The following is a 26,410-nucleotide window of genomic DNA, read 5'->3' as shown; positions in this document are numbered from 1 at the left end:
CGGAGAACGCCCTGGCGTCCCGAACCACGAACCCGCCGATCGCCGGAACTGCGTCCGCCTTTGGCGGACTTGTTCCGGCCTACGTTTAGGCCTTCAGGCTTAGCAGCGGCTCGATCCGGTCGGTGGCTACGTGGTACTGCGGGTCTTCGGAGAGGTTCACCTCTACCAGGTCGCCCGCGCGGTTCAATAGCCGGCGGCACTCGGGGCTGAGGTGCGTCAGGTGCAGCCGCTTGCCCTGCGCCTCGTACTTGTCGGCCAGGGCGCTAATCGCCTCGAGTCCCGACTGGTCGTACACGCGGGTGTAGTAGAAGTCGATCACCACGTCTTCGGGGTCGTTCTTGGGGTCGAACAGGTCCTTGAACGACGCGGTCGAGGCGAAGAACAACGGGCCGTGGAGCTGGTAGATCTTGCTGCCGAACTCGTTGTGTTTGATGTCGGCCCCGATGTGTTTGGCGTGCTGCCACGCGAACACCAGCGCCGAGGCGACCACCCCCAGCACCACGGCGGTCGCCAGGTCGTGCATCACGGCCGTGTAGCCGGCCACCAGCACCATCACAAAGTAGTCGGCCATGGGGATCTTGCGGGCCATCCGCAGCGACGCCCACTCGAACGTGCCGATCACCACCATAAACATCACGCCCACCAGCGCCGCCATCGGGATCATCTCGATCCACGGCGCCAGGAACAGCACGAACATCAGCAAGCACACGGCGGCCACGATGCCGGACAGCCGGCCACGGCCTCCGGAGTTCACGTTGATCAGCGACTGGCCGATCATGGCGCAGCCCCCCATGCCGCCGAACAGGCCGCAGACCATGTTGGCGATCCCTTGGCCGACGCACTCGCGGTTCCCCTGGCCGCGGGTCTCGGTGATCTCATCGACCAGGGCGAGGGTCATCAGGCTCTCGATCAGCCCGACCGCCGCGAGGGTGAGCGCGTAGGGAAGGATGATCCACAGCGTGGCGAGCGTGAGCGGCGGGAAGGCGTACTCCAAGAAGAACGGCATCGGCAGCCCGGCGCTCAGGCCGACCGAGTCGGGCGTGACGCCGTCGATGGCTTGCGCCACAGCGGCCCGCGCCTCGGGGGTGTCGGGCGTCGGCGCCGCGGCGTGGGCGTGACCGGCCGGCCCACGCGATGCAGCGAGCGTCGTGCCGGCTGGAACCGCTTGGGCTGCGGTGAGCGCCTCGTCGGCGGCTTGGGCCTTGGCGTTGGTCAACAGCATGTCTCCGACGGTCAGCACCACGCGCGGCTGGTTCTCTGCCGCTAGGCCCGGGTCGAGAGAGTGGTTGAGGGCGACCGACAACCCCGTCACCACCAAGATGGCGGCCAGCGACGCCGGCACGGCGCGGGTGAGTTTGGGGAGCAGCCAGATGATGGCCATCGTGAGCGCGGTGAGCCCGGCCATGATCCACAGCGCGGGGCCCTGGATGTAGCTGAGCCGGCCCAAGCCGTTGATAGTTTGGAAGCTGCCGAACTGCGCCATGAAGATCACGATCGCCAGCCCGTTCACGAAGCCCAGCACTACCGAGTGGGGGACCATGCGGATCAGCATCCCCAGCTTCCCGAACCCGGCCAGCACCTGCAGCACCCCGCACAGCATGACCGCGGGGAACAAGTACTCGATGCCGTGCACCCCCACCAGCGACACCACCACCACCGCCATGGCGCCGGTGGCGCCCGAGATCATTCCGGGACGACCCCCAAAGATCGAGGCCAGCAGCCCGATGAAGAACGCAGAGTAAAGCCCGATGATGGGCGAGACCCCGGCGACGAACGCGAAGGCGACCGCTTCGGGCACGAGCGCCAGGGCGACGGTGAGGCCCGAGAGGACGTCGTTCTTGACGTTGCGTTCTTGCAGGCGGAACAGGTTGAGCACGGGGGGATCTCTGTGGCTTGGGCGGGGAATCAGCCGGACGGGCGACGCCCAGCAAGGCGCGGCCAGGTGATTTACGGGGGCTGCGCGGCAGGGGGAAACGCCGCGCAGACGCGAGGGCGGGGGGAACGTGGGGGTTTCATCTTAGCAGAGCGCCGACGCGGCCGGAACCGCATTGCCCACGCCAGGGGTCCGGCCCGGGTGGCTACGAATCGCCGTGGCGGCGCCCAAGTCAGGTGGGATAATGGGCCTGCTGCCGCTTAGCGATCAACGACGGCCGCGCCGAAACCCTCCCCCAACCGCTGGCGACCCCTTTGCTCGTGGCCTGGGGAGAGCTGCGCCCCTTGCCTGGGACCGACGCCGTCCGTCAGGAGTGCGCTACTTTTGTCCCCGAGGTGTCCGCTCAGGACCCGTGAAACCTGGTTAGGAGGCCCCCATGGAGACGCCAGAGGCCCGGCGAAGGGTCGTTTTCCCCGCGTTTCGACGACGGGGGTGGGTTTTGTCCGAAAATCATTCCCCCGTGACGCTGGACAAAAGGGACAAAAAGCCCTGGCCGACAAACCGGCCCTCCCGAGCCGACGAAGATCGCCAGACAGGTCCGCAGCGGCTACGGGGTCGGCGGGTCCAGCGGCTTGCTCAAGAACAACGCCCCGCCCGCACCCTGGCCGTAGGAGACCTGCTGAAATCCGGCTGCTTCGTAGATCCGGCGGGCGGGGTTTGCTTCGAGCACTTCGAGCGTGACCTTGCAGCAGCCGAGCCCCCGGGCCTTGTCAGCGACCGCGTCGAGCAGCATCCGGCCGACCCCCTGGCCGCGGTGCGACGGCAGGACCGACAGGTCGTGGACGTTCAGCAGCGGACGGGCCGCGAAGGTGCTGAAGCCGAGGAAGCAGGTGGCGATGCCGACGGGCGTATCGCCGTCGTACGCCAGCAGCACCACGGTGGTGGGGTGTTCGCGGAGCGCCGGGCCGAGGCGCTCGCAGACGTCGCCGGCCAGCGGCCGGCCGTTGCCCATGGGGTCGCGTGCGTAGGCGTCTGTGAGCGAGAGCACCGCCCAGGCATGGGAATCGTTGGCGAGGTCGGCGGTGATGACGTTCATGGCGATGGTTGTGGTTGGCTGAGGATTGCAAGTTGCAAACTAGCGATTGCAAGTTGCAAATTGACGCGCGAGCGGTGGTCGTCCGTAGATTTGCAAGTTTCAATTATTCTTGAGCGTCCGACCGCCGCTCACATCCAAACACAGCAGCCGGTCCGCCCCGCGCACATACAACAACCCATGACTGAGCACGGGCGCCGCCCACGCGGGGTAGCCCAGCAACGGCTCGCCATCGGCGCTGCGTGGCGTCCACTCGGCGAGCTGGGTGTACGCGTCGGGCGTCGCCTTGAGCAGACGCAGCGTGCCGTCTTCGCTCAAGCAGATCAACTTCCCATCGGCCAGCAGCAGCGACGCGCGGCCCAGCCCCGGCTCGCCCCACGCCACACGCCCCGTGGCGAACTCAACGCACCGCAACTCGGCCTGGCCGGCGTGCTGCCCGCTAGAGCCGTACAAGTAACCATCGAGCAAGACCGGCGTGTTCCAGTGGAGCTCCATCGACTTGTCGCGTCGGCGCTCGCCGTCGCTCCAGACAACCTCCGGCTGAGCGTCGGTGAGCCTGAGCACCGCGCCGCCCGGCTCGTAGGCCTCGGAGATAAACACCCGGTCGCCGGCGGCGACGGGGGTCGAGGCGTTCACGCTCTCCAGCTTCCGCGACCGCCACGCAAACTCGAACCGCACCGCGCCGTCAGCCGGGTTCAAACCAACCAGCCCGCCCCGCGCCAACGCCAAGAGCCAGGTCTGCCCGGCGTGCTGGTGGATGATGGGGCTGGAGTACGAGGCGAGCTCGTCGGTCGCCTGCCAGACGACCTCGCCCGTGCGTTTGTTGAAGGCGACGATCCCCGTTCCGTTCCCCTCCACCCGGCCGCTGGCGGCGTACACGTCGCTGGGGCTGCCGGCGGGGCTGCCGCCGATGTTTGCGATCAGCAGCTCGCCCCACACTACCGGCGTGCCGCCAACGCCGAAGAAGTTCTTCACCACGCCAAACTTCTCGGTGGTGTCGATCCGCCACACGAGCTTGCCATCGGCCAGCGTGACGCACTGCAGCACGCCGTCGGCGCTCATCGTGTACGCACGCCCGCCGTCGACCACGGGCGAGGCCCGCGGCCCGTTGTTGTAGCCCAGCATGTCGGTGAAGTCGGTCGGGTGTTCGATGGTCCACAGCTCGTCGCCCGTCTCCGCGTTGCGGCAGGTGAGCCGTGCTTGATCGCCGTGCCGGCCGAAGTGCAACAGCCGGCCGAGCGCGACCGTGGGGGCGGCGTAGCTCTGCCCCAGGTCGCACCGCCACACGATCGGCGGGCCTTCGCCGGAGAAGCCCAGCGCCAGGCCGGTCTCGGCCGACTTGCCGTCGCGGTGCGGCCCGAGGAAGTCTGGCCAGTCGCTGCCCGTGGCGCGGGTCGACAGAGACGTGGGAGCGTCGGACGCCCCCCGTCCATCGGCCGGCTGCTGGGTGAACGCCGGCTGCGCGGCGGCCAGCGCGAGGATCAATCCACCGAGGCGGGCAGGCATGGCAGGTTGCGTGTTGGGACCGAGGTTGGGGCAGCGACCGACTGCTATAGCCTACCGCGAACCCTCAGGCCCCAACACCTAAACCCCGGGCTACAGCCGGTGGCAGTCGCGGTACTTGGCCGGCGTGATGCCGACCTTGGCGCGGAAGACCTGGATCAGGTAGCTGGCGGAACTAAAGCCGCTGGCCTGGGCAACCGCGGGGATCGGCAGGTCGCTTTCTTGCAGCAGCCGCTTGGCGTGGTCGAGCCGCACGCGCTGGACCTCGTTCAAGATCGTCCGCCCCAACTGCTCGCGGAAGCGGATCTCCAGCGTGCGCCGCGGGACGCCGACGTGGGCGGCTACTTCGTCCACCGACACGTGCTTGTCGCGGTGGGCGTGGATAAACCTGAGCGCCGCCACTACTTCGGGCTGGGCGATCGCCAGGCTGTCGGTGCTGCGTCGCTCGACTACGTGGAGCGCTTCGACAAGCATCTCGTCCTGCGGGGGCGCCTTGCCCTGCATCATCCGGTCGAGCGTCTCGGCCGCTTGGAACCCCCCGCGTTCGGCGTTCAAGGCGATGCTGCTGAGCGGGGGATCGGAGAGCTCGCACAACAGCAGGTCGTCGTCGACGCCGATCACCGCGATGTCTTCGGGGCAGCGTACGCCCGCCAGCCGGCAAGCGTCAAGCAACTGTCGCCCCCGGTCGTCGTTGGCGGTCATCACGCCGATCGGCCGGGGGAGCTGTTCTACCCAATCCGCCAGGTGGCGGAGCTCCTTGGCCCACGGCCGGCGTTTGCCGGAGGTCGGCAGGTCGAACACGCGTGCCTCGTGGCCCGCCAGCCGGATGGCTTCGGTGAAAGCCCGCTCGCGACGGTGCGACCATACCCGCTGTGCCGAGCCCAGAAAGGCGAACTCGCTGAACCCCCGCTCCACCAGGTGGGCCGCGGCCATCCGGGCCGCGGCGAGCGAATCGCTGGCTACGCGGGCGACCGGCCACTCGCCATTGCCCAGGTCCCAATCGGGCTCTGCATCGACCAGCACCGTGGGCTTGTTGATCTTCCGCAGCACGTCCAGGGCTTGGGGGGTCTCAACGCGGGCGATCACCCCGTCCCCCTCCCAGGCGTCCAAGTCTGGGACCACGCGCGAGGTCGCCGTGGGCTGAAGGTGAATGCTCCACGGCCCGTGCACGCGTATGTAGTGCGCAACCCCCTTGAGCAGCGCCCGACCGAACCCTCGAGACGCCTCTTCAAGCAATGCAACCTTCGGGGTGCTGCTGGGAGGCATGGGAGCGGGGCCGCTGAGGGACTAGGGAGAACCGACGGGCGGAAATCGCGAATTCGCGGGAATCGGCTCGCCAAACTGCTAGCTTGCAGTGTATTATGCGGCCCGCCTAGGCGGGGGTGTTTTTTGTTGCACTTTTCTTAGGGTTCGCGCAGAACCCGCCTCGCGGCAGTGAGCGCTGGGCCGACGGAACTTGGGCAGGAACAGGAGAAGTGCGGGATGAGTGGCTATGCAATCGGGGTCGACTACGGCACCAACAGCGTGCGGGCTTTAGTCGTCGATACGGCTACGGGTCAAGAGATTGGCACGCACGTCTTCGACTATCCGAGCGGCGAGGCCGGCATCCTGCTCGACCCCCGCGATCCGAACGCCGCCAAGCAGAATCCGGCAGACTACGTGCAGGGATTTTTGGAGTCCGTACGCAAAGCGGTGGCCGCGGCGGGGTCGCACGCGGGGTTCTCCGCCGGGAAGGTCGTTGGCATCGGGGTCGACACCACCGGATCAACGCCCATCCCGGTTGATCGGACCGGCACGCCGCTGGCGATGACGGACCGCTTCCGCGATACGCCCGCCGCCCACGCTTGGCTGTGGAAAGATCACACGTCGTTCGCCGAGGCGCAAGAGATTACCCGCAAGGCGACCGAGCGCGGCGAGCCGTATCTGGCCAAGTGCGGCGGCATCTACTCGTCGGAGTGGTACTGGTCGAAGATCGCCCACTGCATGCGCACCGCGCCGGAGGTGGCCGAGGCGGCGCATTCGTGGGTCGAGCTGGCCGACTTCGTGCCGGCCTACGTGACCGGCAACCTCGACCCAGACACATGCCCCCGCGGGATCTGCGCCGCTGGCCACAAGGCGATGTACAGCGAAACGTGGGGCGGCCTCCCCAGCGCCGAGTTTCTGGACGCGGTGCAGCCTGGCATGAGCCGATTCCGCTACAAGACCAAAGCGGTTCCTTCCAGCCATCAGGCCGGCCTGCTTACCGCGGAAATCGCCGAAAAGGTCGGACTGCCAGCGGGTGTGCCCGTGGCCGTCGGCGCCTTCGACGCCCACATGGGCGCCGTGGGCGCCGGTGCGGCCACCGGTGTGCTGGTGAAGATTATGGGAACCAGCACCTGCGACTGCCTCCCCGCGCCGCTGGACCAAGAACTTCCCGACATCCCCGGTTTGTGCGGCATCGTCCCCGAATCGATCTTGCCTGGCGCGTACGGACTGGAAGCGGGACAGAGCGCCGTGGGAGACATTTTTAATTGGTTCGTCAAGCAACTCTCGCCGGCGGCCTATGGCAACGACGCATCGGCCCACGCAAAGCTAACCGACGCGGCTGCCAAGCTGCGCCCCGGCGAGTCGGGCCTGGTAGCCCTCGACTGGAACAACGGCAACCGCACGATCCTGGTCGACCCACTGCTCACCGGCTTGCTGGTCGGACAGACGCTGCACACCACCGCGGCGGAGGTGTACCGCGCGCTGGTCGAGGCGACCGCCTTCGGCGCCCTCACGATCATCAAGCGGGTTGAGGAGTACGGCGTCAAAGTAGAACAAGTCGTCAACTGCGGCGGCATTGCCGAGAAGAACGCGATGGTCATGCAGATCTACGCCGACATCTGCGGCCGCCCCATGAAGATCAGCCGCAGCAGCCAGACGTGCGCGCTGGGCGCCGCGATCTTCGGCGCGGTGGCCGCCGGCGCCCACCCAAGCGTGGAAGGCGCTCAGACCGCCATGACCGGCTTCAAAGAGACGGTCTACCAGCCTATCTCGAAGAACGTCGCTGTCTACGAAGAGCTCTACACGATCTACCGCACACTGCACGACGCCTTCGGCACGAAGGAGTGGACCGGTTCACTGGGGCACGTGATGAAAGACTTGATCGCCATCCGCGCCGAAGCTCGCAAGCAAGACTAACCACGGGTAACACGGATCGCAAAAGAGACGCCCTCCGTTCATCCGTGCGATCGGTCGTCAGAAAGACAATGCTAGAAGAACTCAAGCAACAAGTCTGCCAAGCCAACCTCGACCTCGTCGCGCACGGGCTCGTGACGCTGACCTGGGGAAACGTCAGCGGACTTTCTGAGGATCGGGCGTACTTGGTCATCAAGCCCAGCGGGGTTGCATACAACGCGATGCGCGCTGAGCACATGGTGGTGGTCAGCATGGAGTCGGGCGACGTTGCCGAGGGCGATCTCAATCCCTCGTCCGACACGCCGACCCACCGGCTGCTGTACCGGGCCTTCGAAAGGGTTGGCGGCATTACCCATACCCACAGCACACGTGCGACCACGTTCGCCCAAGCCCGTCGAGAAATCCCCTGCTTCGGCACCACCCACGCCGACCACTTTTACGGCTCTATCCCCTGTGCACGTGCGCTCACCGAACAAGAGATCGAAGAGGCCTACGAGGTGAACACCGGCCGCGTGATCATCGAGCGTTTTAAGGACATCGACCCGATCGCGGTCCCCGGCGTCTTGGTCGCCAGCCACGCCCCTTTCGCTTGGGGGAAGGACGCGGCCGACTCGGTCAAGAACGCCGTTGCGCTGGAAGCGGTCGCCGATATGGCCCTGGGGACGCTGGCGCTCAACCCCAATCAGCCTCCGGTTGATCAGTTCTTGCTGGACAAACACTATTTCCGAAAACACGGCCCGAATGCCTATTACGGCCAAGGAGCTTCGCGAGATGATGGGGGCTAGAAGAGGGCGGCGGCGCGAAGCCGACCCGCCTGCTCTACCTCCTACCGCCCGGCGCGTGGGCGTCAACCGCGACCATCCATCCTCACACCTCGACCATATCACCACATGCTCCCCGATCTCTCGCAGCTTGAAGTCTGGTTCATCACTGGCAGCCAGCACCTGTACGGCCCCGAAACCCTCAAGCAGGTGGCCGAGCATTCGCAGCAAGTCGCGAAAGAGCTCGAGGCCTCGCGGCACATCCCGGTGCGCGTGGTGTTCAAGCCGGTGCTGATCGGCCCCGACGCGATTCGAGATGTTGTGCTTGAGGCCAACAGCACGCCCAACTGCATCGGCCTGGTCGCGTGGATGCACACGTTCAGCCCCGCCAAGATGTGGATCGCGGGCCTCACCCGCCTGCAGAAGCCGCTGGCGCACCTGCACACGCAGTTCGGCCGCGAGATCCCGTGGCCCACGATCGACATGGATTTTATGAATCTCAACCAGTCCGCCCACGGCGGACGCGAGTTTGGGTTCATCGGCGCCCGGCTGAGGCTCGACCGCAAGATCGTGGTCGGCCACTGGCAGGACGACGCCGCCCAGCGCTCGCTCGGCGTCTGGTGCCGCGCCGCCGCGGCCCGGCACGACCTCGATCGCGCAAAGATCGCCCGCATCGGCGACAACATGCGCGAAGTGGCCGTCACCGAAGGAGACAAGGTCGCTGCGCAGATCACGCTCGGCGTGTCGGTGAACGGCTACGGCCTGGGCGATGTGGCGAAGCACCTCGAGGCGGCGAGCGACTCGGACGTTGACCGGCTTTGCGCGGTTTACGAAGAAACGTACGCCATGGACGAACAGCTCCGCTCCGGGGGCGCCCGCCGCCAGTCGCTCCGCGACGCCGCCCGCATAGAGCTGGGTCTGCGGGCGTTCCTGGAAGAGGGGGGCTTCGTCGGCTACACCGACACGTTCGAGAATCTCTACGGCCTCAAGCAGCTCCCCGGCATCGCCACGCAGCGGCTGATGGCCGACGGCTACGGCTTCGGCGCCGAGGGGGACTGGAAGGCGGCCGCAATGGTTCGGGCCTCGAAGGTCATGGCGGCCGGCCTGCCCGGGGGAACGACTTTCATGGAAGACTACACCTACCACCTCCCCGCTAGCGGCGACGCCCTGGTGCTCGGCTCGCACATGCTGGAGATCTGCCCGTCGATCGCCGCCGGCAGGCCGAGCTGTGAGGTCCACCCGTTGGGGATCGGCGGCAAGGAAGACCCCGTGCGGCTGGTGTTCGACGCCCCGCCCGGCGCCGCCGTGAACGCCACCATCGTTGACTTGGGAGACCGCTTCCGCCTGGTGCTGAACGAGGTCGACGTGATCGCCCCGCCCCAGCCCCTGCCCAAGCTGCCGGTCGCCCGCGCCGTGTGGAAGCCGGCCCCCGACCTGGCGACCGCCGCGGCGGCGTGGATCTACGCGGGCGGTTCGCACCACCCGGTCTTCAGCCAGGCGCTTACCACCGAGCACTACGAAGACTTTGCGAGTATGCTTGGCGTCGAGTTGCTGGTGATCGATGGTCAAACCAATCTGCGCGAGTTCAAGCACAGGCTGCGGATGAGCGACGCGGTGGGCGCCTACAGGCGATCGTGAATTGTTAACCACAGAGTCACTGAGGGCACAGAGAAGAAAAGAGACGTTGCCCACGAATACACGCGAATGAATATCAGTGGAAACCCGTCGCGTAAGCGAGGCAGGCGCGGCAACCCCGCCGCTCCCTCCCTTACGCGTTGAGCCGTGATTGCATAGCAAGGAACAAACCGGCGTACGCTCGTGGCCATGGACCGCCATACCTGATCCATCCTTCGTAGTTCGTCCGTATTCGCGCGCATTCGTGGGCAAACTTTCCGTCCGTCTCTTCCCGTCTCCGTGCCCTCGGTGACACTGTGGTGAACTTCGGCTTTTCCTTTCCATCTCTCTTCCAGAATTAATCACGCTATGGGCGCCCTCGAAACCCTCGACTGGATCGTTATCGGCGGGTACTTCGCCCTCATTGCGCTGCTGGCGCTCTGGGTGATCCGTAAGAGCAAGAACACCTCCGACGACTACTTCCTCGCCGGGCACAGCCTGGGGTGGTTCGTCGTGGGGGCGTCGATCTTCGCCTCGAATATCGGCTCGGAGCACCTGGTCGGGCTCGCCGGGTCGGGCGCCACCGACGGCGTCGCCATGGCCCACTACGAGCTGCACGCCTGGTGCCTGCTGGTGCTGGCGTGGGTCCTGGTGCCGTTCTACGCCCGCAGCCGGGTGTTCACGATGCCGGAGTTCTTGGAGAAGCGGTTCTCTCCCGCCTCGCGCTACACGCTCAGCGTGATCTCGCTGCTGGCCTACGTGCTCACCAAGATCGCGGTGGGCATCTACGCCGGCGGCATCGTGTTTTCTGTGCTGCTGCCCGACATGCGGCTCGGGCAGCTCGACAGCTTCTGGATCGGCTCGCTGCTGGTACTGGCGATGACCGGCGCCTACACCGTGCTGGGCGGCTTCCGCGCGGTCGCCTACACCGAGACGCTGCAAACCGTGGTGCTGATCGTCGGCTCCGCGCTGGTCACCTACTACGGCCTCGAAGCCATCGGCGGCTGGGGCGAGCTGAAAGAGACCATCGGCGCCGACAAGTTCAACCTCTGGAAGCCGCTGACCGCGGTGGTCGACGGCAAGGCGCTGCCGTTCGAGTGGGCGCCCGTGGAGGAGGTCGACTCCTCCGGCAAGCTGGTCCGCCAGGCGTGGTACTTCAACGGCTACTTCCCTTGGCTGGGGATGCTGTTCTGCGCCCCGATCATCGGGCTGTGGTACTGGTGCACCGACCAGTACATCGTGCAGCGCGCCCTGGGCGCCGAGAACGAGACCCAGGCCCGCCGCGGCAGCATCTTCGCCGCGCTGCTCAAGCTGCTGCCCGTGTTCATCTTTATCGTGCCCGGCATGATCTGCTGGGGGCTCATCATCAAGAGCCAAGCGGGGGAGGCGGGCGGCCTCGACTTCGGCCTGATGCTGACCGAGGACGGACAGGACATCGCCGACTCCGGCAAAGCCTTCCCGATGATGGTCAAGAACGTGCTGCCCACCGGCATCCGCGGCATCGTGGTCGCCGGGCTGCTCAGTGCGTTGATGAGCTCGCTCGCCGGCGTGTTCAACGCGTGCAGCACGCTCTTCACGATCGACCTCTACCAGAAGTTCGCCCCGGCGGCTTCCGAGAAACGCTTGGTGCAGGTCGGCCGCATCGCTACCTTCGCCATGGTGCTCATCGGCATGGCGTGGATCCCCGTCATCAAGGGCTCCAGCGGGCTGTACGAGTACCTGCAGAGCGTGCAGGGCTACTTGGCGCCCCCCATCTTCGTCGTTTTCTTCTTCGGCATCGCCTGGAAGCGACTCAACGCCGCGGGGTGCCTGGCGGCGCTGCTGGTCGGCTTTGCGCTGGGCATCTTCCGCCTGGCGGTCGACACGCCGCTGAAGGTCTACAAGGACTTCTCGTACCCGGAAGAATCGTTCCTGTGGATCGTTAACAAGATCTACTTCCAGTATTTCAGCCTGCTGATCACCATCGCCAGCGCGCTGGCGATGATCCTGGTGAGCTACGCCACCCGGGCGCCCGACTACCAACGCATCAGCGGCCTCACCTACGGCGCCATCAGCGACGAAGACAAGGCCCAGACCCGCTCGAGCTGGTCGGCACTCGACGTGGCGACCTCTGGGCTGGTGCTGGTTTTGATCGTGGCGGCGTACCTGTACTTCCAGGGTTAGCGAAAAGTAGTTCACCACGGAGTCACGGAGAACGCGGAGACGGACGGAGAAAAGTTCGCCCACGAATAAGCGCGAATACGAACGAACCAGAAAAAGGTTCCCCCCTCTGGGTCGTGACGGATGGTCCGGTGGGAATGGCATACCTTCAATGCTCCTTGGCCGTATTCGATCCATTCGCGCGCATTCGTGGGCAAGTGTTCTTGCCGTCCGTCTCTGTGCGCTCCGTGCCTCTGTGGTAAACTCTTGGGAGCACAAAAAAACTCCGGCGCCTGACGGCGACGGCTCGCCCCTAACCTCTCGCCCCTCCGCCTCATGAAGATCCTCGTCACCGGCGGCGCCGGCTATGTCGGCTCCCACTGCGTCAGGCTGCTCAAGAGCAAGGGGCACGACGTGTGGGTCTACGACAACCTCCTTTACGGCCACCGCGAGGCGACCGACCCCGCCCGGCTGATCGTGGGCGACCTGCTCGACCAGCCCGCCATCGAGAAGGCGATGCGTGACCACGCCATCGAGGCGGTGATGCACTTCGCCGCCCTCTGCTACGTCGGCGAGAGCGTCACCGACCCCGCCAAGTACTACCGCAACAACGTGGTCGGCACGCTGAACCTGTTGGACGCGATGCGGGCCTGTGGCGTGGGCAAGATCGTCTTCAGCAGCACCTGCGCCACCTACGGCGTCCCCCAACAGGTGCCGATCCCCGAAGACCACCCCCAGAACCCCATCAGCCCCTACGGCTTCACCAAGCTGGCAGTCGAGAAGGCGCTGGAGGACTACCGCGCCGCCTACGGCATCGGCTACGCGGCGCCGCGGTACTTCAACGCTTCGGGCGCGTCGCTCGACGGCTCGATCGGCGAGGACCACGACCCCGAGACCCACCTCATCCCGCTGGTGCTGGACGTCGCGCTCGGCAAGCGCGACCACATCTCGATCTTCGGGACCGACTACCCCACCCCCGACGGCACCTGCATCCGCGACTACATCCACGTCGAAGACCTGGCTACCGCCCACCTGGCCGCCATCGAGAAGGTGCAGCCGGGCGAGGCGATCCGCGTCAACCTGGGGACCGGCGTGGGGGCGAGCGTCCGCCAGGTGATCACCGCCTGCGAAGAAGTGACCGGCAAGAAGATCAAGACGGTCGAGGGCCCACGCCGTGCCGGCGACCCGCCGGAGCTGGTCGCCAACCCCCAGGGCGCGCTCGACGCGCTCGGCTGGCGCGCCCAGCACACCAGCGTGAAGGAGACCGTGGCCAGCGCCTGGGCGTGGCACAAGGCGCACCCGAACGGCTACGCCGGATAGCGTCCGCGGCCCGCGGGGCACTTTTGTCCTTTTGTCCGCTCCGCGGCGGGCGCCATTTTCGGACAAAACCCGGTCGCCCCGCGAAAACCCCGAGGTTTTGCCCCCCGGCCCGCCGCAGATCCCCCGATTTGGTCCGCTGGAGCCCCATTGGGCGGCCGCCGGTGGACACCAGACCCGTCTAATCGGACACCAGGGGGACAAAAGTCGGGCGCTTTGGCAGTGCATCTTTGGGGCGACTCAGGGCACGGATGGCGGGACGGAACGGACCGCGTATTATCGAGGCGCAGGTGGCTATTTGCGACAACAAAGCTTCGAGAAGCGGCGTCGCAAATGCGTCGAGCAAAGTCGGACAAAGCAGCGGCAATACCACGCAGAAATAGCCACGAGCACACCGCTCGCTCCCCTCCGGGGAAATAGCCGACGGGCGGCGCCCGTCGGCTAGGGGGCGATCGGTTGTTGGGGGGTGTTGAGACTCGTCTTATTGGGGGCGCCCCGATTGGGTAGGCTACCGGGCGTCAACACCCCCGTGCAGCATGCCTACTTACAAGCCTCGACCTCTGCAACGCAAAGCGGGCTCAGCCTGTGTGTGGGCCTGGCTCGCGCTGGCGGCCATCGGCGGGGCGTGCAGTGGGCAGGCGCCCGAGGCGGGCGCGGGCGCCGCCCCCCCGCCGCTGATCGTCGGCACGAAGAACAGCCCCCCGTTTGCGCTAAAGAACACCGACGGGGTGTGGACCGGCATCAGCATCGAGCTGTGGCGGCACGCGGCCGACGAGCTGGGGCTGGAGTACGAGTTCCAAGAGCTGCCACTCGATGGATTGATCACGGGGCTCGAGGCGGGGAGGCTCGACGCGGCGGTCGCCGCGATCAGCGTCACGGCCGACCGGCAGACGCGGATCGAGTTCTGCCACCCCCACTACACCACGGGGCTGGGGGTGGCCGTGCGGGTCGACGCCCGCGGCGACTGGGTCAGCCTGCTCGAACGCGTGGTCTCTACGCGGCTGCTGGTGGCCATCGGCGTGATGATCGCGTTGGTGCTGCTGTGCGGCGTGCTCTTCTGGCGGTTGGAGCGCGACGTGAACCAGGGGCTGTTCGGCGGCAAGCGTCGCCAGGGGATCGAGATGGGGATGTGGTGGTCCACCATCTTGCTGCTGGGCCACAAAGGGGTGGTGCCCAACAGCACCGCGGGACGGATCGTGGCGGGCCTGGCGATGATCGCGAGCCTGCTGCTGCTGTCGGTGCTGACGGGGGTCATCACGTCGGTGCTCACGGTGCAGCAATTGGGCGCGGGCATCGACAACCTGGGCGACCTCAAGCGGCTGCGTGTGGTGACCGTGGCGCCCAGCACCGCGGCCGAGTTCCTCCGGCAACGGCGGATCCCGTTCCGCGCGTTGCCGGACGCCGACGCGGCGCTTGCGGCCGTCGACGCCGGCAAGGCCGACGCGGTCCTGTACGACAAGCCGCTGCTGAGCTACTTGGTGAACAACCGCTTCGCGTCGACGATCCACGTGCTGCCGATGACGTTCCAGGCGCAGGAGTACGCGATCGCGTTGCCCCCGGAAAGCCCCCTGCGCAAGCCGCTGAACACGGCGCTGCTGCGGTTCCGGGCGAGCGACGCCTGGAACGAGGTGGTGTACCGGTACCTCGGGGAGTAGCGCCGTGGGCGGGGCCCACGAAGTCGCAGTGGCGGACCCCGTGCTACTAGCCCCCAACCAGCCGCCGGATTGCGGTTTCCCCCGATCGCTTCGGGGCCTAGGTTGGACTGCACGCCAACTCCACCCGCAGCGAGCGCCCGATGCACCGTCTGAGGAACTATCGAACCGAGCTGCGCGCCCTTGCCCTGCTGCTGGCGATCGGGCCGGCGGTGGCGGTCGCCGACGACCCGCTGCCCACCGGCGTGCTGCGTGTGGCCACCAAGCAGGCGCCGCCGTTCGCCATGCGCGAGCCGCCGGGACCGTGGCGTGGCATCAGCATCGACCTGGTCGAGGCGGTGCGTAAGGAGCTAGAAACGGTCCGCGACGAGCCGGTGACGCTCGACCTGCAAGCGATGACGCTCGAAGAGATGCTGGCCGCGGTCGAGGCGGGGGAGGTCGACCTGGCCGCCGCGGCCCTGACCGTCAGCTTCGAGCGTGAGCAGCGAGTCGACTTCTCGCACCCCTACTACAACTCGGGGCTGGGGATCGCGATCGGACCCAGCCAGCGCTCGCCGGGGCTGTGGAGCTTTGCCGGCTCGGTGATGTCGCCTACCTTCCTCAAGATCGTCGGGGGGCTGCTGGCCACGATGCTGGCGACCGCGGTGGCGGTCTACTTCTTCGAGCGGCGCGTCAACCGCGAGCAGTTCGGCGGGGGCGTGTTCCGCGGCGTCGCGTCGGGGCTGTGGTGGAGCGCGGTCACGCTCACCACGGTCGGCTACGGCGACAAGGTCCCCAAGAGCACCGCCGGGCGGATGGTGGGGATGATGTGGATGTTCAGCGGGCTGTTCATCATCGCCAGCTTCACCGCGGCGGTCACCTCCGCGCTGACCGTCAACCAGTTGCGTTCGCGGATCAACGGCCCCGCCGACCTGTCGCGGGTGCGTGTAACGACGGTCGAGGGCTCTACCTCGGCCGCCTACCTGCGGCTACGCCGTGTGGCGTTCCGGACCCACGCCGAGCTGGCCGGGGCGCTCGACGCCCTGCAGGCGGGCAGGTGCGACGCGGTGGTGTACGACGCCCCGCTGCTGCGCTACGAGGTGCACGGACGCGACGCGGACGCGATGTCGGTCCTCCCGACGGTGTTTGCCCGGCAAGACTACGCCTTCGCGCTGCCCCCCAGCAGCCCGATACGCGAGACGGTGAACCAGGCGCTGCTGCGGGCGACCTCCAGCGGGGCGTGGGACGAGTCGCTGGAAGAACTGCTGGGCGACCCGCTAGGGACGGAGTGACAAGCGGCGGACGATCGTCCGCCGCGCGGGTTGGGCGTCGTCACTGCGCCTTCGGGGTTGCTTGCTGTTGCGAGAACAGCCATTCGATCGCTTCGGGCGTAGCGTACGCCTTGCCCCAGATGGCGTGGCCGCCGGTGGGATACTCCGTGTAGTGCAGGTTGAGCGCAGCGTCGGAGAAGGAGAAATCGTCTCCCCCTTCGCTGGGGAACTCGACCGGCGGCTTGCCGGCCGCGGCCAACAGGGCGTTGATCCGCTCGTGGCTGCAACGGACGGGGACGGCGCCGTCGTCGCGGGCATGAAAGGCCCAGGTCGGGGTCTTGAGCTGGAGGGCCGGGTCCCAGTCGTCCGCGGGAGGAACGCCGCAGATGGGCGCCGCCGCGGCGAAGCGCTGCGGGTAGCGGCTCGCAACGGTCCAGGCGCCCCCGCCCCCCATCGACAGGCCGGTGAGGTAGACACGCGACGGATCGGCGTTGTGCTTGCCGAGCAAGGACTCAAGCTGCGCGACCACCTGGTCGGTGCGGGCCCGCTCGCCCCAGCCGCGAGTGACCGCCTGCGGGGCGTAAAGGAAGGCGCCCCGCTGCTTGGCCGATTTGAGCAGGTTGTCGATGTTGTGATTGACCTGCCGGCGGTTGTCGTCGCCCGTCTCGCCTAGCCCGTGCAGGAAAACGATCACCGGCCGCCGCGACTCGCTCGCCTCGGGTGGAACGTACAGCCTGCCGGGGAGGCCCTCGACGCTGAAATCGACGAAGGCGTTTGGGTCGGCGGCCGGTGTGGCTACGCACAGCAGCAACGCCGCGGCCAGGAAGAGGAGTCGGGAGGCAATGGGTTGCATGGGGGTCCGCCTTGGGGTGTAGGTCGATTGAGCGCGGCGCGAAGACGCCGGCATTCTAGCAGCGAGCCGGCCGCGGCGGGGTGATAGACGGGCCTCGGCGGCGCCAACTAAGATCAGGGGCGGCCCCCGTCGCCGCTCGCCGCGACGGCTTGTTCGCTCTCCTCAAGAAGTTGCTACTCATGACGCTCCACGCCCCCCTAGCCGCGGTCCTGATCGGCGCCTCGTGGGCGCTCAGCGCCGCCGGCGCGGCGCCAGACGCCGCGTTCAGTTACCCGCCCGCTGTGCCGCTTGATGTGGTTGCGCGCTACGTCGACTCCGCCCCCAAAGCTCATCCCCGCCTGCTCGCCAACGCGGCCACACTGCGCCGCCTGTCAGACCCGGCTCAGCGCACGCCGCTGCAGAACGCGCTGGCAGCAGGGGTGGTGAAGAGCGCCCGGCTGCTCGAGGAGGTCCCGCCGGTCGAGCGGAAGCTGGAAGGGCGTCGGCTGCTGAGCCAATCGCGGCGCTGCCTCGAGCGGGTGCTGACGCTGGCGATGGCCTACCACCTGACGCACGACCAGCGGTTCGCCCGGCGTTGCGAGCGGGAGATGCTGGCCGCGGCCGCGTTCTCCGACTGGAACCCGAGCCACTTCCTCGACGTCGCCGAGATGACGCTCGCGTTGGCGATAGGCTACGACTGGCTGTACGACGAGCTCACCCCCGACGCACGCGACGCGGTCCGCACCGCGATCGTCCAGAAGGGGGTCCGTCTGCCGTGGGACACCCAACACAACCGCTGGGTCAAGGCTGTGAACAACTGGGGGCAGGTCTGCCACGCGGGCCTGACGGCCGGCGCGCTCGCGGTGATGGAAGACGAGCCGGAGCTGGCGGCACGCACCATCCAGAACGCCGTGAACAACGTCCCCAACTCGATGAAGGCCTTCGCCCCCAAGGGGAGCTACCCGGAAGGCCCCGGCTACTGGGCGTACGGTTCTGGCTTCAACGTGGTGCTGGTCGCGCTCTTGGAAGACGCGCTGGGGACCGATTTCGGCCTCTCTCAGGCGCCCGGGTTCGCGGAAACGGGCGGCTACCTGGCTGCCGTCACGGGGCCCTCTGGCATGACGTTCAACTACGCCGACGGCGGCTCGGGCCGCGGGCCGCAGGAGTCGCTGTTCTGGTTCGCCCAGCGTTATCATCACCCCGCCTGGCTGCGTGGCGAGCCCGAGCGGATCGGGGCGTGGCTGGGGAAGATCAATGCACGCTCGGTAGGCAAAGGAGACAACCGGCTGCTGCCGCTGGCGCTGCTGTGGATCGAGGACGACCAGACGCCATCCGCTGACGCGTTGCCGCTGAGCTGGAGCAGCGAGGGCGAGACCCCCGTCACCATCCACCGCAGCGGGTGGGACGACGCCACCGCGACGTTCGTGGGGGTCAAGGCGGGCTCGCCCAGCGCCAGCCACGGGCACATGGACGCGGGGTCGTTCGTGCTCGACGCAGACGGGGTGCGTTGGGCGCTCGACCTGGGCGCCGAGAACTACCACGGCATCGAGTCGCGCGGCATGAACCTGTGGGACAGATCGCAAGACTCCGACCGGTGGACCATCTTCCGCCAGATGAACCACAGCCACAACACGCTGGTCATCGACGACCAGTTGCAACGCGCGGCGGGGAGGTCGGAGGTGGTCAAGTTCTCGGACGATCCCCAGAACGCGTTGACCATCGTCGACCTTACCGAAACCTACGGCGACCAGGCCCGGTCGATCCGCCGCGGCGTGCGGCTATTGCCCTGGGGCCAAGTCCTGATCCAAGACGAGCTGACCGGGCTGAAGCCGGGGACGCACGTACGCTGGGGGATGGTGACCCCCGGCCGGCCGGAGTCTGATCCCGGCGCCGACGAGATGGTCTTGCGTCAAGAAGAAGCGACCCTGCGGATGAAAATCCAGAGCCCTAGCGCCGCCCAGTGGCGGTTGATCGACACCGAGAAGCCCCGCAACGCGTGGGACTCGCCCAACCGCAACACACGGATGGTGGCGTTCGAGTCCATCGCCCCCGACTCGGGCCGGCTAACGCTGAGGGTCCTGCTGACGCCCGGCTCGGTCGATGCCCCGAAGCCTGAAGTGGGCGGCAAGCCGCTGAGCGCGTGGTGAACGGAGGGGGCGTGAACCCGCGCCCGAGCGGCGGAGGATAGTCCGCCGCTCAGGTGACGCGCGTCGTGCTACTCCGTCTCCGAAGACCGCTTCCAGATATTAATATCCTCATCGTTCGCATGCCGGTCGATGAGCGCCAGTTCTTCGGCCGTGAAGCTGAGGTTCTGGACCGCGGCGGCGCAGTCTTCTACCTGGCTCGGCTTGGAGGCGCCGATGAGCGCGGTAGTGATCGCCGCGTCACGCAGCGTCCAGGCGATGGCCATCTGGGCGAGCGTCTGGCCGCGGGACTGGGCGATCTCGTTGAGCTTGTTGATGCTCGCCAGCGCCTTGTCCGTCAAGAACTTGGGGCTGAGCGAACCCGCCTGGCTGGCGCGGCTCCCCTCGGGGATCCCCCCCAGGTACTTGGTGGTGAGCATCCCCTGGGCGAGCACCGAGAAGGCGATGGCGCCCACGCCCAGCTCGGTGAGCGTCTGCTTCAGGCCGTCTGGCTCCAGCCAGCGGTTGAGGATGCTGTAGCTGGGCTGATGGATCAGGCACGGCGTCCCCAGCCGGTTGAGGATTGCGACCGCTTCGCGCGTCCGCTGGCTGTTGTACGACGAGACCCCCGCGTACAGCGCCCGGCCCGAGCGGACGATCGTGTCGAGCGCGCCCATCGTTTCCTCGAGCGGCGTATCGGGGTCGAAGCGGTGCGAATAGAAGATGTCTACGTGGTCGAGCCCCATCCGCTTCAGGCTGGCGTCGCACGACTCGATCAGGTACTTGCGGCTCCCCCACTCGCCGTACGGGCCGGGGTGCATGCGGTAGCCGGCCTTGGAAGCGATGACCAGCTCGTCGCGGTAGCCGCGGAAATCGGAGCGCAGGATCTCGCCGAAGGCCCGCTCGGCCGAGCCCGGGGGGGGGCCGTAGTTGTTCGCTAGGTCGAAGTGCGTGATCCCCAGGTCGAACGCCTTGAGGCAGATCGCCCGCTTGGTAGCGTGGGGCGTGTCGTGGCCGAAGTTCTGCCAGAGCCCCAACGACACCGCCGGCAGCATCACCCCCGAAGCGCCGCAGCGGCGGTAGACCATCCGCTCGTAACGGTCGTCGGCGGGGCGGTAGTCGGTTGGGTAGTGGTCGTGGGAGTCGGCCATGGGGGGTTCCTGGAGGGGGTGTCGCGACGGATGCCCAGCAGGATACCGAATTGGCCGGCGTCCTGCCGCCGGGCGAGCCGCTAGCGTTTGCGCAGCCCGTTGAGCACCAGGTCGCAGTGCGCCGCGGCGAACGCCTTGAGGTCGAGCGGGGCGACCTCGTCGAACGTCAGCTTCCACACGATTGCCATCAGCGCGGGGCCCATCACGACCTGCGGGGTCGCCAGCGCCAGCGTCTGGTCAAACTCACCTGTCGCTACGCCCCGGCGGACGATCGCTTCCAGCAGGCCCACGGCGCCGGTGATGATCTCTTGGTGGTAGAAGGCCGTGAGCCGGGGGAACCGGGCCCCTTCGGCGATCAGCACGCGGAGGATCACCCGCCGCTGAGGCTTGTCCACCAGCTCGGCGTAGGCGTTGTGGATCACCTGCGTGAGCAGCTCGGCGGCCGTGCCGGGGTGGGCCTCGGCCAACGCGCCCAGGCGGGCAAACATCGGGCTGATGTTCTCGCGCACCGCTGCCTCGAACAGCTCGTCCTTGGTCTTGAAGTAGAGGTAGACCGTCCCCTTGGCCACGCCGGCCCGCCGGGCGATCCGCTCGATGCGGGCGCCTGCGAAGCCCTGCTCGGCGAACTCCTGCATCGCGGCCTCGACGATCTCGCCGGGCCGGGCGTCCTTACGCCGCGTGCGTGGTTTGCTGGTTTCTCCGCGGGACATGCCGCCCCCCCTAACTTTGGTCGCTTGACTTTTAATGACCCGCCGGTCATTATTCCAACAGTACTGACCCATTGGTCATTAGTCAAGTTTGCTCGCAGCCGGAAGCGTCGATGGACCCCCGCAGCGAAACCGCAGCCCCCCCCGCCGAGGCGGGACGCCCGCCCCTGGCCAAGGGGAACGCTCCCCCCAACCACCAGCCGCAAGCCGGGCTGCCGCTCGAGGCGGTAGACCGGTCGCTGCCGGCCGGCGCCAACGGCCGCCGCAAAAGCGGGTGGCGGGGCCCGGCGGTGGCGGTAGCGGCGATCGCCCTGGTGGGTGGATCGGCGTGGGCGCTGCGCGACCCGCTCGCCGAGTTGCTGGGCATCGCCGAGCCCCCCCCGCCGGTCGCCGAGCCGGCCCCCGCGCGGGTGGTCGCCCTGGCGCGGCTGCAGCCCGAGGGAGAGGTGGTGTCGGTGGCCGCCCCCAGCGGAGCGGGCGAGTCGCGGATCGAGGAGCTGCGTGTCCAAGAGAACGACGTCGTCGCCAAAGAAGACGTGCTGGCGGTGCTCGACAGCGAGCCGACGCTGCGCGCCGCACGCCTAGTCGCCGAGCGACAGGCGAAGCAGACCGCGGCGCGGCTCGAGCAGACGCGCGTGGTTGTCGAAGCGACGCAGGCCGAACTCGAGGCGGCGCTCCGCACGGCCAAGTCGCAGACCAAGACCAAGCAGATGGTGCTGGAACGCGAGAAGCAGCTTATCACCACCAACGCCACCTCGCAGGAGCAGCTCGACCAGGTGCAGTTCGACTACGATTCGGCGGTCGACTCGGTCCGCGAGGCCGAGTCGCGGCTGTGGCGGTACCGCACCGGGGCCTCCGAGGAGGCGATCGACGTCACGGTGGCGCGGCTCGACCTAGAGGTCGCCGAGGCGCAGCTCGAGCGCGCCCGCGCCGAGTGGCGGCAGGCGTTCATCCGCTCGCCGATCGACGGCGTGGTGCTGGACATCCACCTCCACCCCGGCGAGCGGACCGGCCAGTCGCCGCTGCTAGAGATGGGCGCCACCCAGGCGATGATGGCCCGCGCCGAGGTGTACGAGAGCGATGTGGCCCGCGTACGCGTGGGGCAAGAAGTAGAGATCACCGCGGCGCCGCTGGCCGAGCCGCTGACGGGCCGCGTGGCGTCCATCGAGGCGATGGTGCAGGGGCAGACGATCGTCGACGCCGACCCGGCGGCCCACACCGACGCCCGCGTCGTCGAGGTCTGGGTGCGGCTGGACGAGGGCTCGAGCGAGCGGGCCGCACGGCTGGTGAACCTTCAGGTCCGTGCCGAGTTCCTGCCGTGAGCGCACTGCTGATGCGACTGACCGGGCGGCTGCCGATCGGCTGGAAGCAGTTGCTGCACAACCGCACCCGCCTGGTAGCGGCCGTGGGCGGGGTGACGTTCGCCAACGTGCTGATCTTCATGCAGCTTGGGTTCATGAACGCGCTGTTCTCAACGAGCGTCATGACCCACCGCACCTGGGATACGGACATCGTGATCGCCGCATCGGATTTTCGCTCGTTGCGCGAGGCGAACCCTGTGCCGCGCTCGCGGATGTACCAGGCGCTGGCGGTCGACGGGGTTCACGACGCGACGCCCCTGTACCTCGGCACGATGTTCTGGACCGACCCCGACACGAGCGACACCACCAACTTCCGCGTGATGGGGGTCGACCCCGACCAGCGGGTGTTCTTGGACCCGGCGTTGCAACGCCAGGTGGCCCCGCTCCGCCAGCCCGACTACGCGTTGGTCGACCTCAAGACGCGGGATTTCCCCGCCGCCATCCGCGACCGGCTCGAGGCGGGCAGCCCCGTGCGGATCGAGGTCTCGGGGCGGCAGCTCACGCTTGTCGGCAGCTTCTCGCAGGGCGCCACGTTCGACGTTGACGGCGTGATGATCACCTCCGACGAGACCTTCCTCAGGCTCTTCCCTCGCCGCCGCCCCGGCACGCCGACCGTGGTGCTGGTGCGGTGCGACCCGGGCGCCGACCCCGAGGCAGTAGCACGCCGCCTGAACGCGCTGTGGCCGGAGAAAGACGTGCGGGCGTTCACCAAGCAGCAACTGGTCGAAGCCGAGCAAAGCTACCAAGCCAAGCAGACGCCCATCGGCTTTGTGTTCGGCTTCGGCGTGGTGATCGGGTTGATCGTGGGGCTGGTGATTGTCTATCAGGTGCTGGCGACCGACGTGCAAGACCACATGGCGGAGTACGCCACGTTCAAGGCGATCGGCTACCCCCCGCGGTTCTTCCTGGGGGTCGTGTTCCAAGAAGCGGTGTCGCTGGCGGCGCTGGGGTTCATCCCCGGGCTGGGGATCTCCCTAGTGCTCTACCAAGTAGCGGCACGGGCCACCTCGCTGCCGATCACCATGACCCTGGGCCGGCCGATCATGGTGTTCGTGCTCACGGCCGTCATGTGCACCATCTCTGGCGCCATCGCCACCCGCCGCCTGAACGCCGCCGACCCGGCAGACCTGTTTTGATGTGATCCGCGGCGCAACGAATAGGACACGGATGAACGCGGATGGACGGGATCAACACGGTTCAGAGACAGTCGAGGCGGTCTGTGATCATCCGCTTCATCCGCGACAATCGGTGTTCCATTCTTCGTCATTGAGATTAATGATGGCCGACTTCCCATCCGACAACGCCGCGATCGCCACGCGCGGCCTCAGCCACACCTTCGGCGCCGGTTCGGTGCGGGTGAAGGTGCTGCACGACATCGACCTCTCGATCGACCGGGGGGAGGTCGTGATCTTGATGGGCCCCTCCGGGTCGGGCAAAACGACGCTGCTCACCCTGGTCGGCTGCCTGCGGTCGGTGCAGTCGGGCAGCGCCCAACTGCTGGGGCAGGAGCTGGCCGGCGCCGACGACCCCACGCTCATGCGGATGCGGCGCCGCGTCGGCTTTATCTTCCAAGCCCACAACCTGCACGAAAGCCTCACGGCCATCGAGAACGTACGCATGGGGCTCGAGGTGCACGGCCCGCGGGCGATGCGCGGCTGGCGCCCCGCGGCCCAGCGCGTGCTGGACCTGGTGGGGCTGGAGGACCGCCTCGACTTCTTGCCGGAGAAACTCTCCGGCGGGCAGAAGCAGCGCGTGGCGGTCGCCCGCGCGCTGGTGGGGAACCCGGACGTCGTGTTCGCCGACGAGCCTACCGCCGCGCTCGACAGCAAGAGCGGCCATCAAGTGATGCAGATCCTCCGCAGCCTGGCCGACCAGCGCGGCACGACGGTCTTCGTGGTGACGCACGACCACCGCGTGCTCGACCTCGCGGACCGCATCGTCCAAATGGAAGAGGGCCGGATCGTGGACGACGGACGGAAAGCGTCGTAGGGCCCGCCGCGGCGGGCCCTACTTCTTCACCTGCGCGAACGCGTACAGCATCTCGCGGGCGATCTGGGCAGAACGCTCGTCGTAAGTCGCGGCCTCCCGCGGGGTGTCGTCCGCTGCCTTGGGGTCTTTGTACTCGATCACCAGCCTTTGATCGGCGCCGGATACGACCGGGCAGTTTTCATCCGCGTGCGAGCAGGTCATCACGGCGCAAAAGCCTTCGGCCGGGTTGGGCGACTGGTCGTACACCTTGGAGAAACACGCCATCGGCGTGGCGCCCGCTGCTAGACGCACCTCGTACCGCGGGTTCGGTTCGGCCTCCGGCCCGACGATCTCCAGGCCGGCGCGACGCATCGCGGCGACCGCCCGCGGGTTGAACGCCGTGGCCTCGGTGCCGCCAGAGAAGGTCTCGACCCCGCCGACGCCGTAACGCGCCGCGGCCACCGCGGCCCAGAGCTGGGCCATGTGGCTGCGGCGTGAGTTGTGCGTGCAGATAAACGTCAGCCGAGCGGGCTTGCCCGTCGTGCCACACGCGGTGACATACTCGGCCAGCCCCGCGAGCTGCGTGCGGCGCTCGGCGGGGATCTGCTCGAACTCGGCGATCCGGGCGTCGATGTAACTAGCGAGCTCTGGATACATAGCAACCTCTTCTTGCGCCGCGGCAAGGCCTGCAACCAACACGCCGGCGACCAGCGCGGCAGGGATCAATAGCGTCTTCATCGCTTACGTCTCGACAGAAGATCAGTTGGCGCACCGGAAAGCGGATCAATACGCCGCCGTCAACCAAGATCGCGGCGGGAGGGCAATGAGATGAGAACCGCCGATCGACGCAGTTGAACGCAGATATGCAACGACTCATTGATCTGCGTCTATCCGCGTTCATCGGCGATTCCATCCTCTTGTCGTCTCTGTGTCCTCCGCGTCTCCGTGGTCAACCCATTGGGAAGCTCCCCTCAGCCCGGCTTGACCGCGAAGACCCGCACGCTCGCCGCGAAGTCGTTCACGTTGTGCTTCTGCAACAGGTCCGCCAGTTGGGCGTGGATCTCGCTGCTGGGGGACGCCGCCCCGCCGCAGCACCCTTCGCCGCCCGATTCGACAAGGCCGAGGGGCGCGGGCTCCGCCGGCACGCAGCACGCCGCGCCGTCGGCCAGGGCGTAGGCGTTCAGGTCGGCGCCGGTGTCGACGATCTGGACCGCCCCGAAACCGGCGTCTGCAAGCAATCGCTGGTAGTCGTCGATGGAGATCGCGCCGGCGATGCAGCCGATGTAGGCGGGCAGGTTCTCGCGCACCTCGTCCGGCAGCGGCTTCTTCAGCGCGATGTCGCTCACCGCCAGCCGGCCCCCGGGCTTCAAGGCGCGGTACACCTCGCTCAGCACGGCGCCCTTGTCGGGCGCCAGGTTGATCACGCAGTTGCTGATGACGCAGTCGACCACGCCGTCCGCTACCGGCAGCCGGTCGATGGTCGAGAGGTGGAACTCAACGTTCTCGATCGGCGACCCGTCGCGCCCCTTGGCGGCGTTGCGCTGGGCCAGGTCGATCATCGCCTGGCTCATGTCGACGCCGATCGCCCGCCCGGTCGGCCCCACCTTGGGCGCGGCCAGCAGCACGTCGAGCCCGCCGCCGCAGCCCAGGTCGAGCACCACCTCGCCCGGCCGCAGCCGGGCGGTCGCGGTGGGGTTGCCGCAGGAGAGACCCATGTTCGCCTCGGCCGGTATCGAGGCCAGCTCGTCGGCCGAGTAGCCGAACGCCTCGGCGACCCCCTTCACCCCTGCTTGATCGCTGGAAAGCCCCTGCTGAGCGACCGCGGAGTACTGCCGCCGCACCTCTTCAAGAATGGATTCGGACACGCTGCTTCTCCTTATGCTATGCGTAAGTCAGGTTGTGCCTGA

Annotated in this window: 20 protein-coding genes; 11 read left to right on the top strand and 9 right to left on the bottom strand. The window is 67.6% G+C overall.

Annotated elements, in window-relative coordinates:
* Positions 1-85: 85 nt before the first annotated feature.
* The 4 genes from Pla175_RS02060 to Pla175_RS02045 all read right to left on the bottom strand — a co-directional run bounded on the left by Pla175_RS02060 (position 86) and on the right by Pla175_RS02045 (position 5,735).
* Entirely contained in the window at positions 86-1,876 is a 1,791-nt protein-coding gene (locus Pla175_RS02060; RefSeq protein WP_145280861.1) for a SulP family inorganic anion transporter, read from the bottom strand.
* A gap of 604 nt (positions 1,877-2,480) precedes the next feature.
* Positions 2,481-2,969 carry a GNAT family N-acetyltransferase gene (locus Pla175_RS02055; RefSeq protein WP_145280859.1) on the bottom strand — a complete coding sequence of 163 codons (489 nt, stop codon included), beginning with the start codon at positions 2,967-2,969 and terminating at the stop codon, positions 2,481-2,483.
* 99 nt (positions 2,970-3,068) lie between these two features.
* A complete protein-coding gene (locus Pla175_RS02050; protein ID WP_145280857.1) occupies positions 3,069-4,472 on the bottom strand; it encodes a PQQ-binding-like beta-propeller repeat protein in 1,404 nt (467 codons plus the stop codon).
* 90 nt (positions 4,473-4,562) lie between these two features.
* The gene (locus Pla175_RS02045; RefSeq protein WP_145280855.1) at positions 4,563-5,735 is read right to left on the bottom strand and encodes an AraC family transcriptional regulator; all 1,173 of its coding nucleotides are present in this window, start codon (positions 5,733-5,735) and stop codon (positions 4,563-4,565) included.
* 216 nt (positions 5,736-5,951) lie between these two features.
* On the opposite strand from Pla175_RS02045, the gene Pla175_RS02040 reads away from it, so the two are divergent.
* From Pla175_RS02040 to Pla175_RS02010, 7 genes are all read left to right on the top strand, one after another.
* The gene (locus tag Pla175_RS02040) at positions 5,952-7,631 is read left to right on the top strand and encodes a ribulokinase (RefSeq protein ID WP_145280853.1); all 1,680 of its coding nucleotides are present in this window, start codon (positions 5,952-5,954) and stop codon (positions 7,629-7,631) included.
* Positions 7,632-7,699: 68 nt separating this feature from the next.
* Complete coding sequence (locus Pla175_RS02035; RefSeq protein ID WP_145280851.1) at positions 7,700-8,413, top strand: L-ribulose-5-phosphate 4-epimerase; 714 nt, start codon at positions 7,700-7,702, stop codon at positions 8,411-8,413.
* Positions 8,414-8,518: 105 nt separating this feature from the next.
* On the top strand, positions 8,519-10,027 hold the full coding sequence (gene araA, locus Pla175_RS02030) for an L-arabinose isomerase (RefSeq protein WP_145280849.1): 1,509 nt from the start codon (positions 8,519-8,521) through the stop codon (positions 10,025-10,027).
* Positions 10,028-10,372: 345 nt separating this feature from the next.
* Positions 10,373-12,166, top strand: coding sequence for a sodium:solute symporter (locus tag Pla175_RS02025; protein WP_145280847.1), 1,794 nt, complete (start codon positions 10,373-10,375; stop codon positions 12,164-12,166).
* Between the two features lie 312 nt (positions 12,167-12,478).
* Entirely contained in the window at positions 12,479-13,462 is a 984-nt protein-coding gene (galE, locus tag Pla175_RS02020) for a UDP-glucose 4-epimerase GalE (protein WP_145280845.1), read from the top strand.
* A gap of 533 nt (positions 13,463-13,995) precedes the next feature.
* Positions 13,996-15,114 carry a transporter substrate-binding domain-containing protein gene (locus Pla175_RS02015; RefSeq protein WP_145280843.1) on the top strand — a complete coding sequence of 373 codons (1,119 nt, stop codon included), beginning with the start codon at positions 13,996-13,998 and terminating at the stop codon, positions 15,112-15,114.
* A 140-nt stretch (positions 15,115-15,254) separates the two neighbouring features.
* Positions 15,255-16,382 carry a transporter substrate-binding domain-containing protein gene (locus tag Pla175_RS02010; protein ID WP_145280841.1) on the top strand — a complete coding sequence of 376 codons (1,128 nt, stop codon included), beginning with the start codon at positions 15,255-15,257 and terminating at the stop codon, positions 16,380-16,382.
* A gap of 40 nt (positions 16,383-16,422) precedes the next feature.
* On the opposite strand, the gene Pla175_RS02005 is transcribed toward Pla175_RS02010, so the two are convergent.
* A complete protein-coding gene (locus Pla175_RS02005; protein ID WP_197527207.1) occupies positions 16,423-17,214 on the bottom strand; it encodes a carboxylesterase family protein in 792 nt (263 codons plus the stop codon).
* 179 nt (positions 17,215-17,393) lie between these two features.
* On the opposite strand from Pla175_RS02005, the gene Pla175_RS02000 reads away from it, so the two are divergent.
* On the top strand, positions 17,394-19,340 hold the full coding sequence (locus Pla175_RS02000; RefSeq protein WP_145280837.1) for a heparinase II/III domain-containing protein: 1,947 nt from the start codon (positions 17,394-17,396) through the stop codon (positions 19,338-19,340).
* Positions 19,341-19,408: 68 nt separating this feature from the next.
* Here Pla175_RS02000 and mgrA read toward each other — a convergent pair whose 3' ends face one another.
* A complete protein-coding gene (gene mgrA / locus Pla175_RS01995; RefSeq protein ID WP_145280834.1) occupies positions 19,409-20,467 on the bottom strand; it encodes an L-glyceraldehyde 3-phosphate reductase in 1,059 nt (352 codons plus the stop codon).
* 80 nt (positions 20,468-20,547) lie between these two features.
* The gene (locus tag Pla175_RS01990) at positions 20,548-21,177 is read right to left on the bottom strand and encodes a TetR/AcrR family transcriptional regulator (RefSeq protein WP_145280832.1); all 630 of its coding nucleotides are present in this window, start codon (positions 21,175-21,177) and stop codon (positions 20,548-20,550) included.
* 110 nt (positions 21,178-21,287) lie between these two features.
* Between Pla175_RS01990 and Pla175_RS01985 the strand changes: the two genes are divergently transcribed.
* The 3 genes from Pla175_RS01985 to Pla175_RS01975 all read left to right on the top strand — a co-directional run bounded on the left by Pla175_RS01985 (position 21,288) and on the right by Pla175_RS01975 (position 24,524).
* A complete protein-coding gene (locus Pla175_RS01985) occupies positions 21,288-22,496 on the top strand; it encodes an HlyD family efflux transporter periplasmic adaptor subunit (RefSeq protein ID WP_145280830.1) in 1,209 nt (402 codons plus the stop codon).
* A complete protein-coding gene (gene devC / locus Pla175_RS01980) occupies positions 22,493-23,671 on the top strand; it encodes an ABC transporter permease DevC (RefSeq protein ID WP_145280829.1) in 1,179 nt (392 codons plus the stop codon). The genes Pla175_RS01985 and devC overlap by 4 nt, the downstream gene beginning before the upstream one ends.
* A 139-nt stretch (positions 23,672-23,810) precedes the next feature.
* Positions 23,811-24,524 (top strand): ATP-binding cassette domain-containing protein, encoded by a 714-nt coding sequence (locus Pla175_RS01975; RefSeq protein WP_145280827.1) that lies wholly within the window; start codon positions 23,811-23,813, stop codon positions 24,522-24,524.
* An 18-nt stretch (positions 24,525-24,542) separates the two neighbouring features.
* On the opposite strand, the gene Pla175_RS01970 is transcribed toward Pla175_RS01975, so the two are convergent.
* Together Pla175_RS01970 and arsM are read right to left on the bottom strand one after the other, a co-directional pair.
* On the bottom strand, positions 24,543-25,241 hold the full coding sequence (locus tag Pla175_RS01970; RefSeq protein WP_145280825.1) for a low molecular weight phosphatase family protein: 699 nt from the start codon (positions 25,239-25,241) through the stop codon (positions 24,543-24,545).
* A gap of 233 nt (positions 25,242-25,474) precedes the next feature.
* Positions 25,475-26,368, bottom strand: coding sequence for an arsenite methyltransferase (arsM, locus tag Pla175_RS01965; RefSeq protein WP_145280823.1), 894 nt, complete (start codon positions 26,366-26,368; stop codon positions 25,475-25,477).
* Positions 26,369-26,410 lie beyond the last annotated feature (42 nt).

It is taken from the genome of Pirellulimonas nuda (assembly GCF_007750855.1).
GTDB lineage: Bacteria > Planctomycetota > Planctomycetia > Pirellulales > Lacipirellulaceae > Pirellulimonas > Pirellulimonas nuda.
This window is presented reverse-complemented; position numbering and strand designations above follow the sequence as displayed.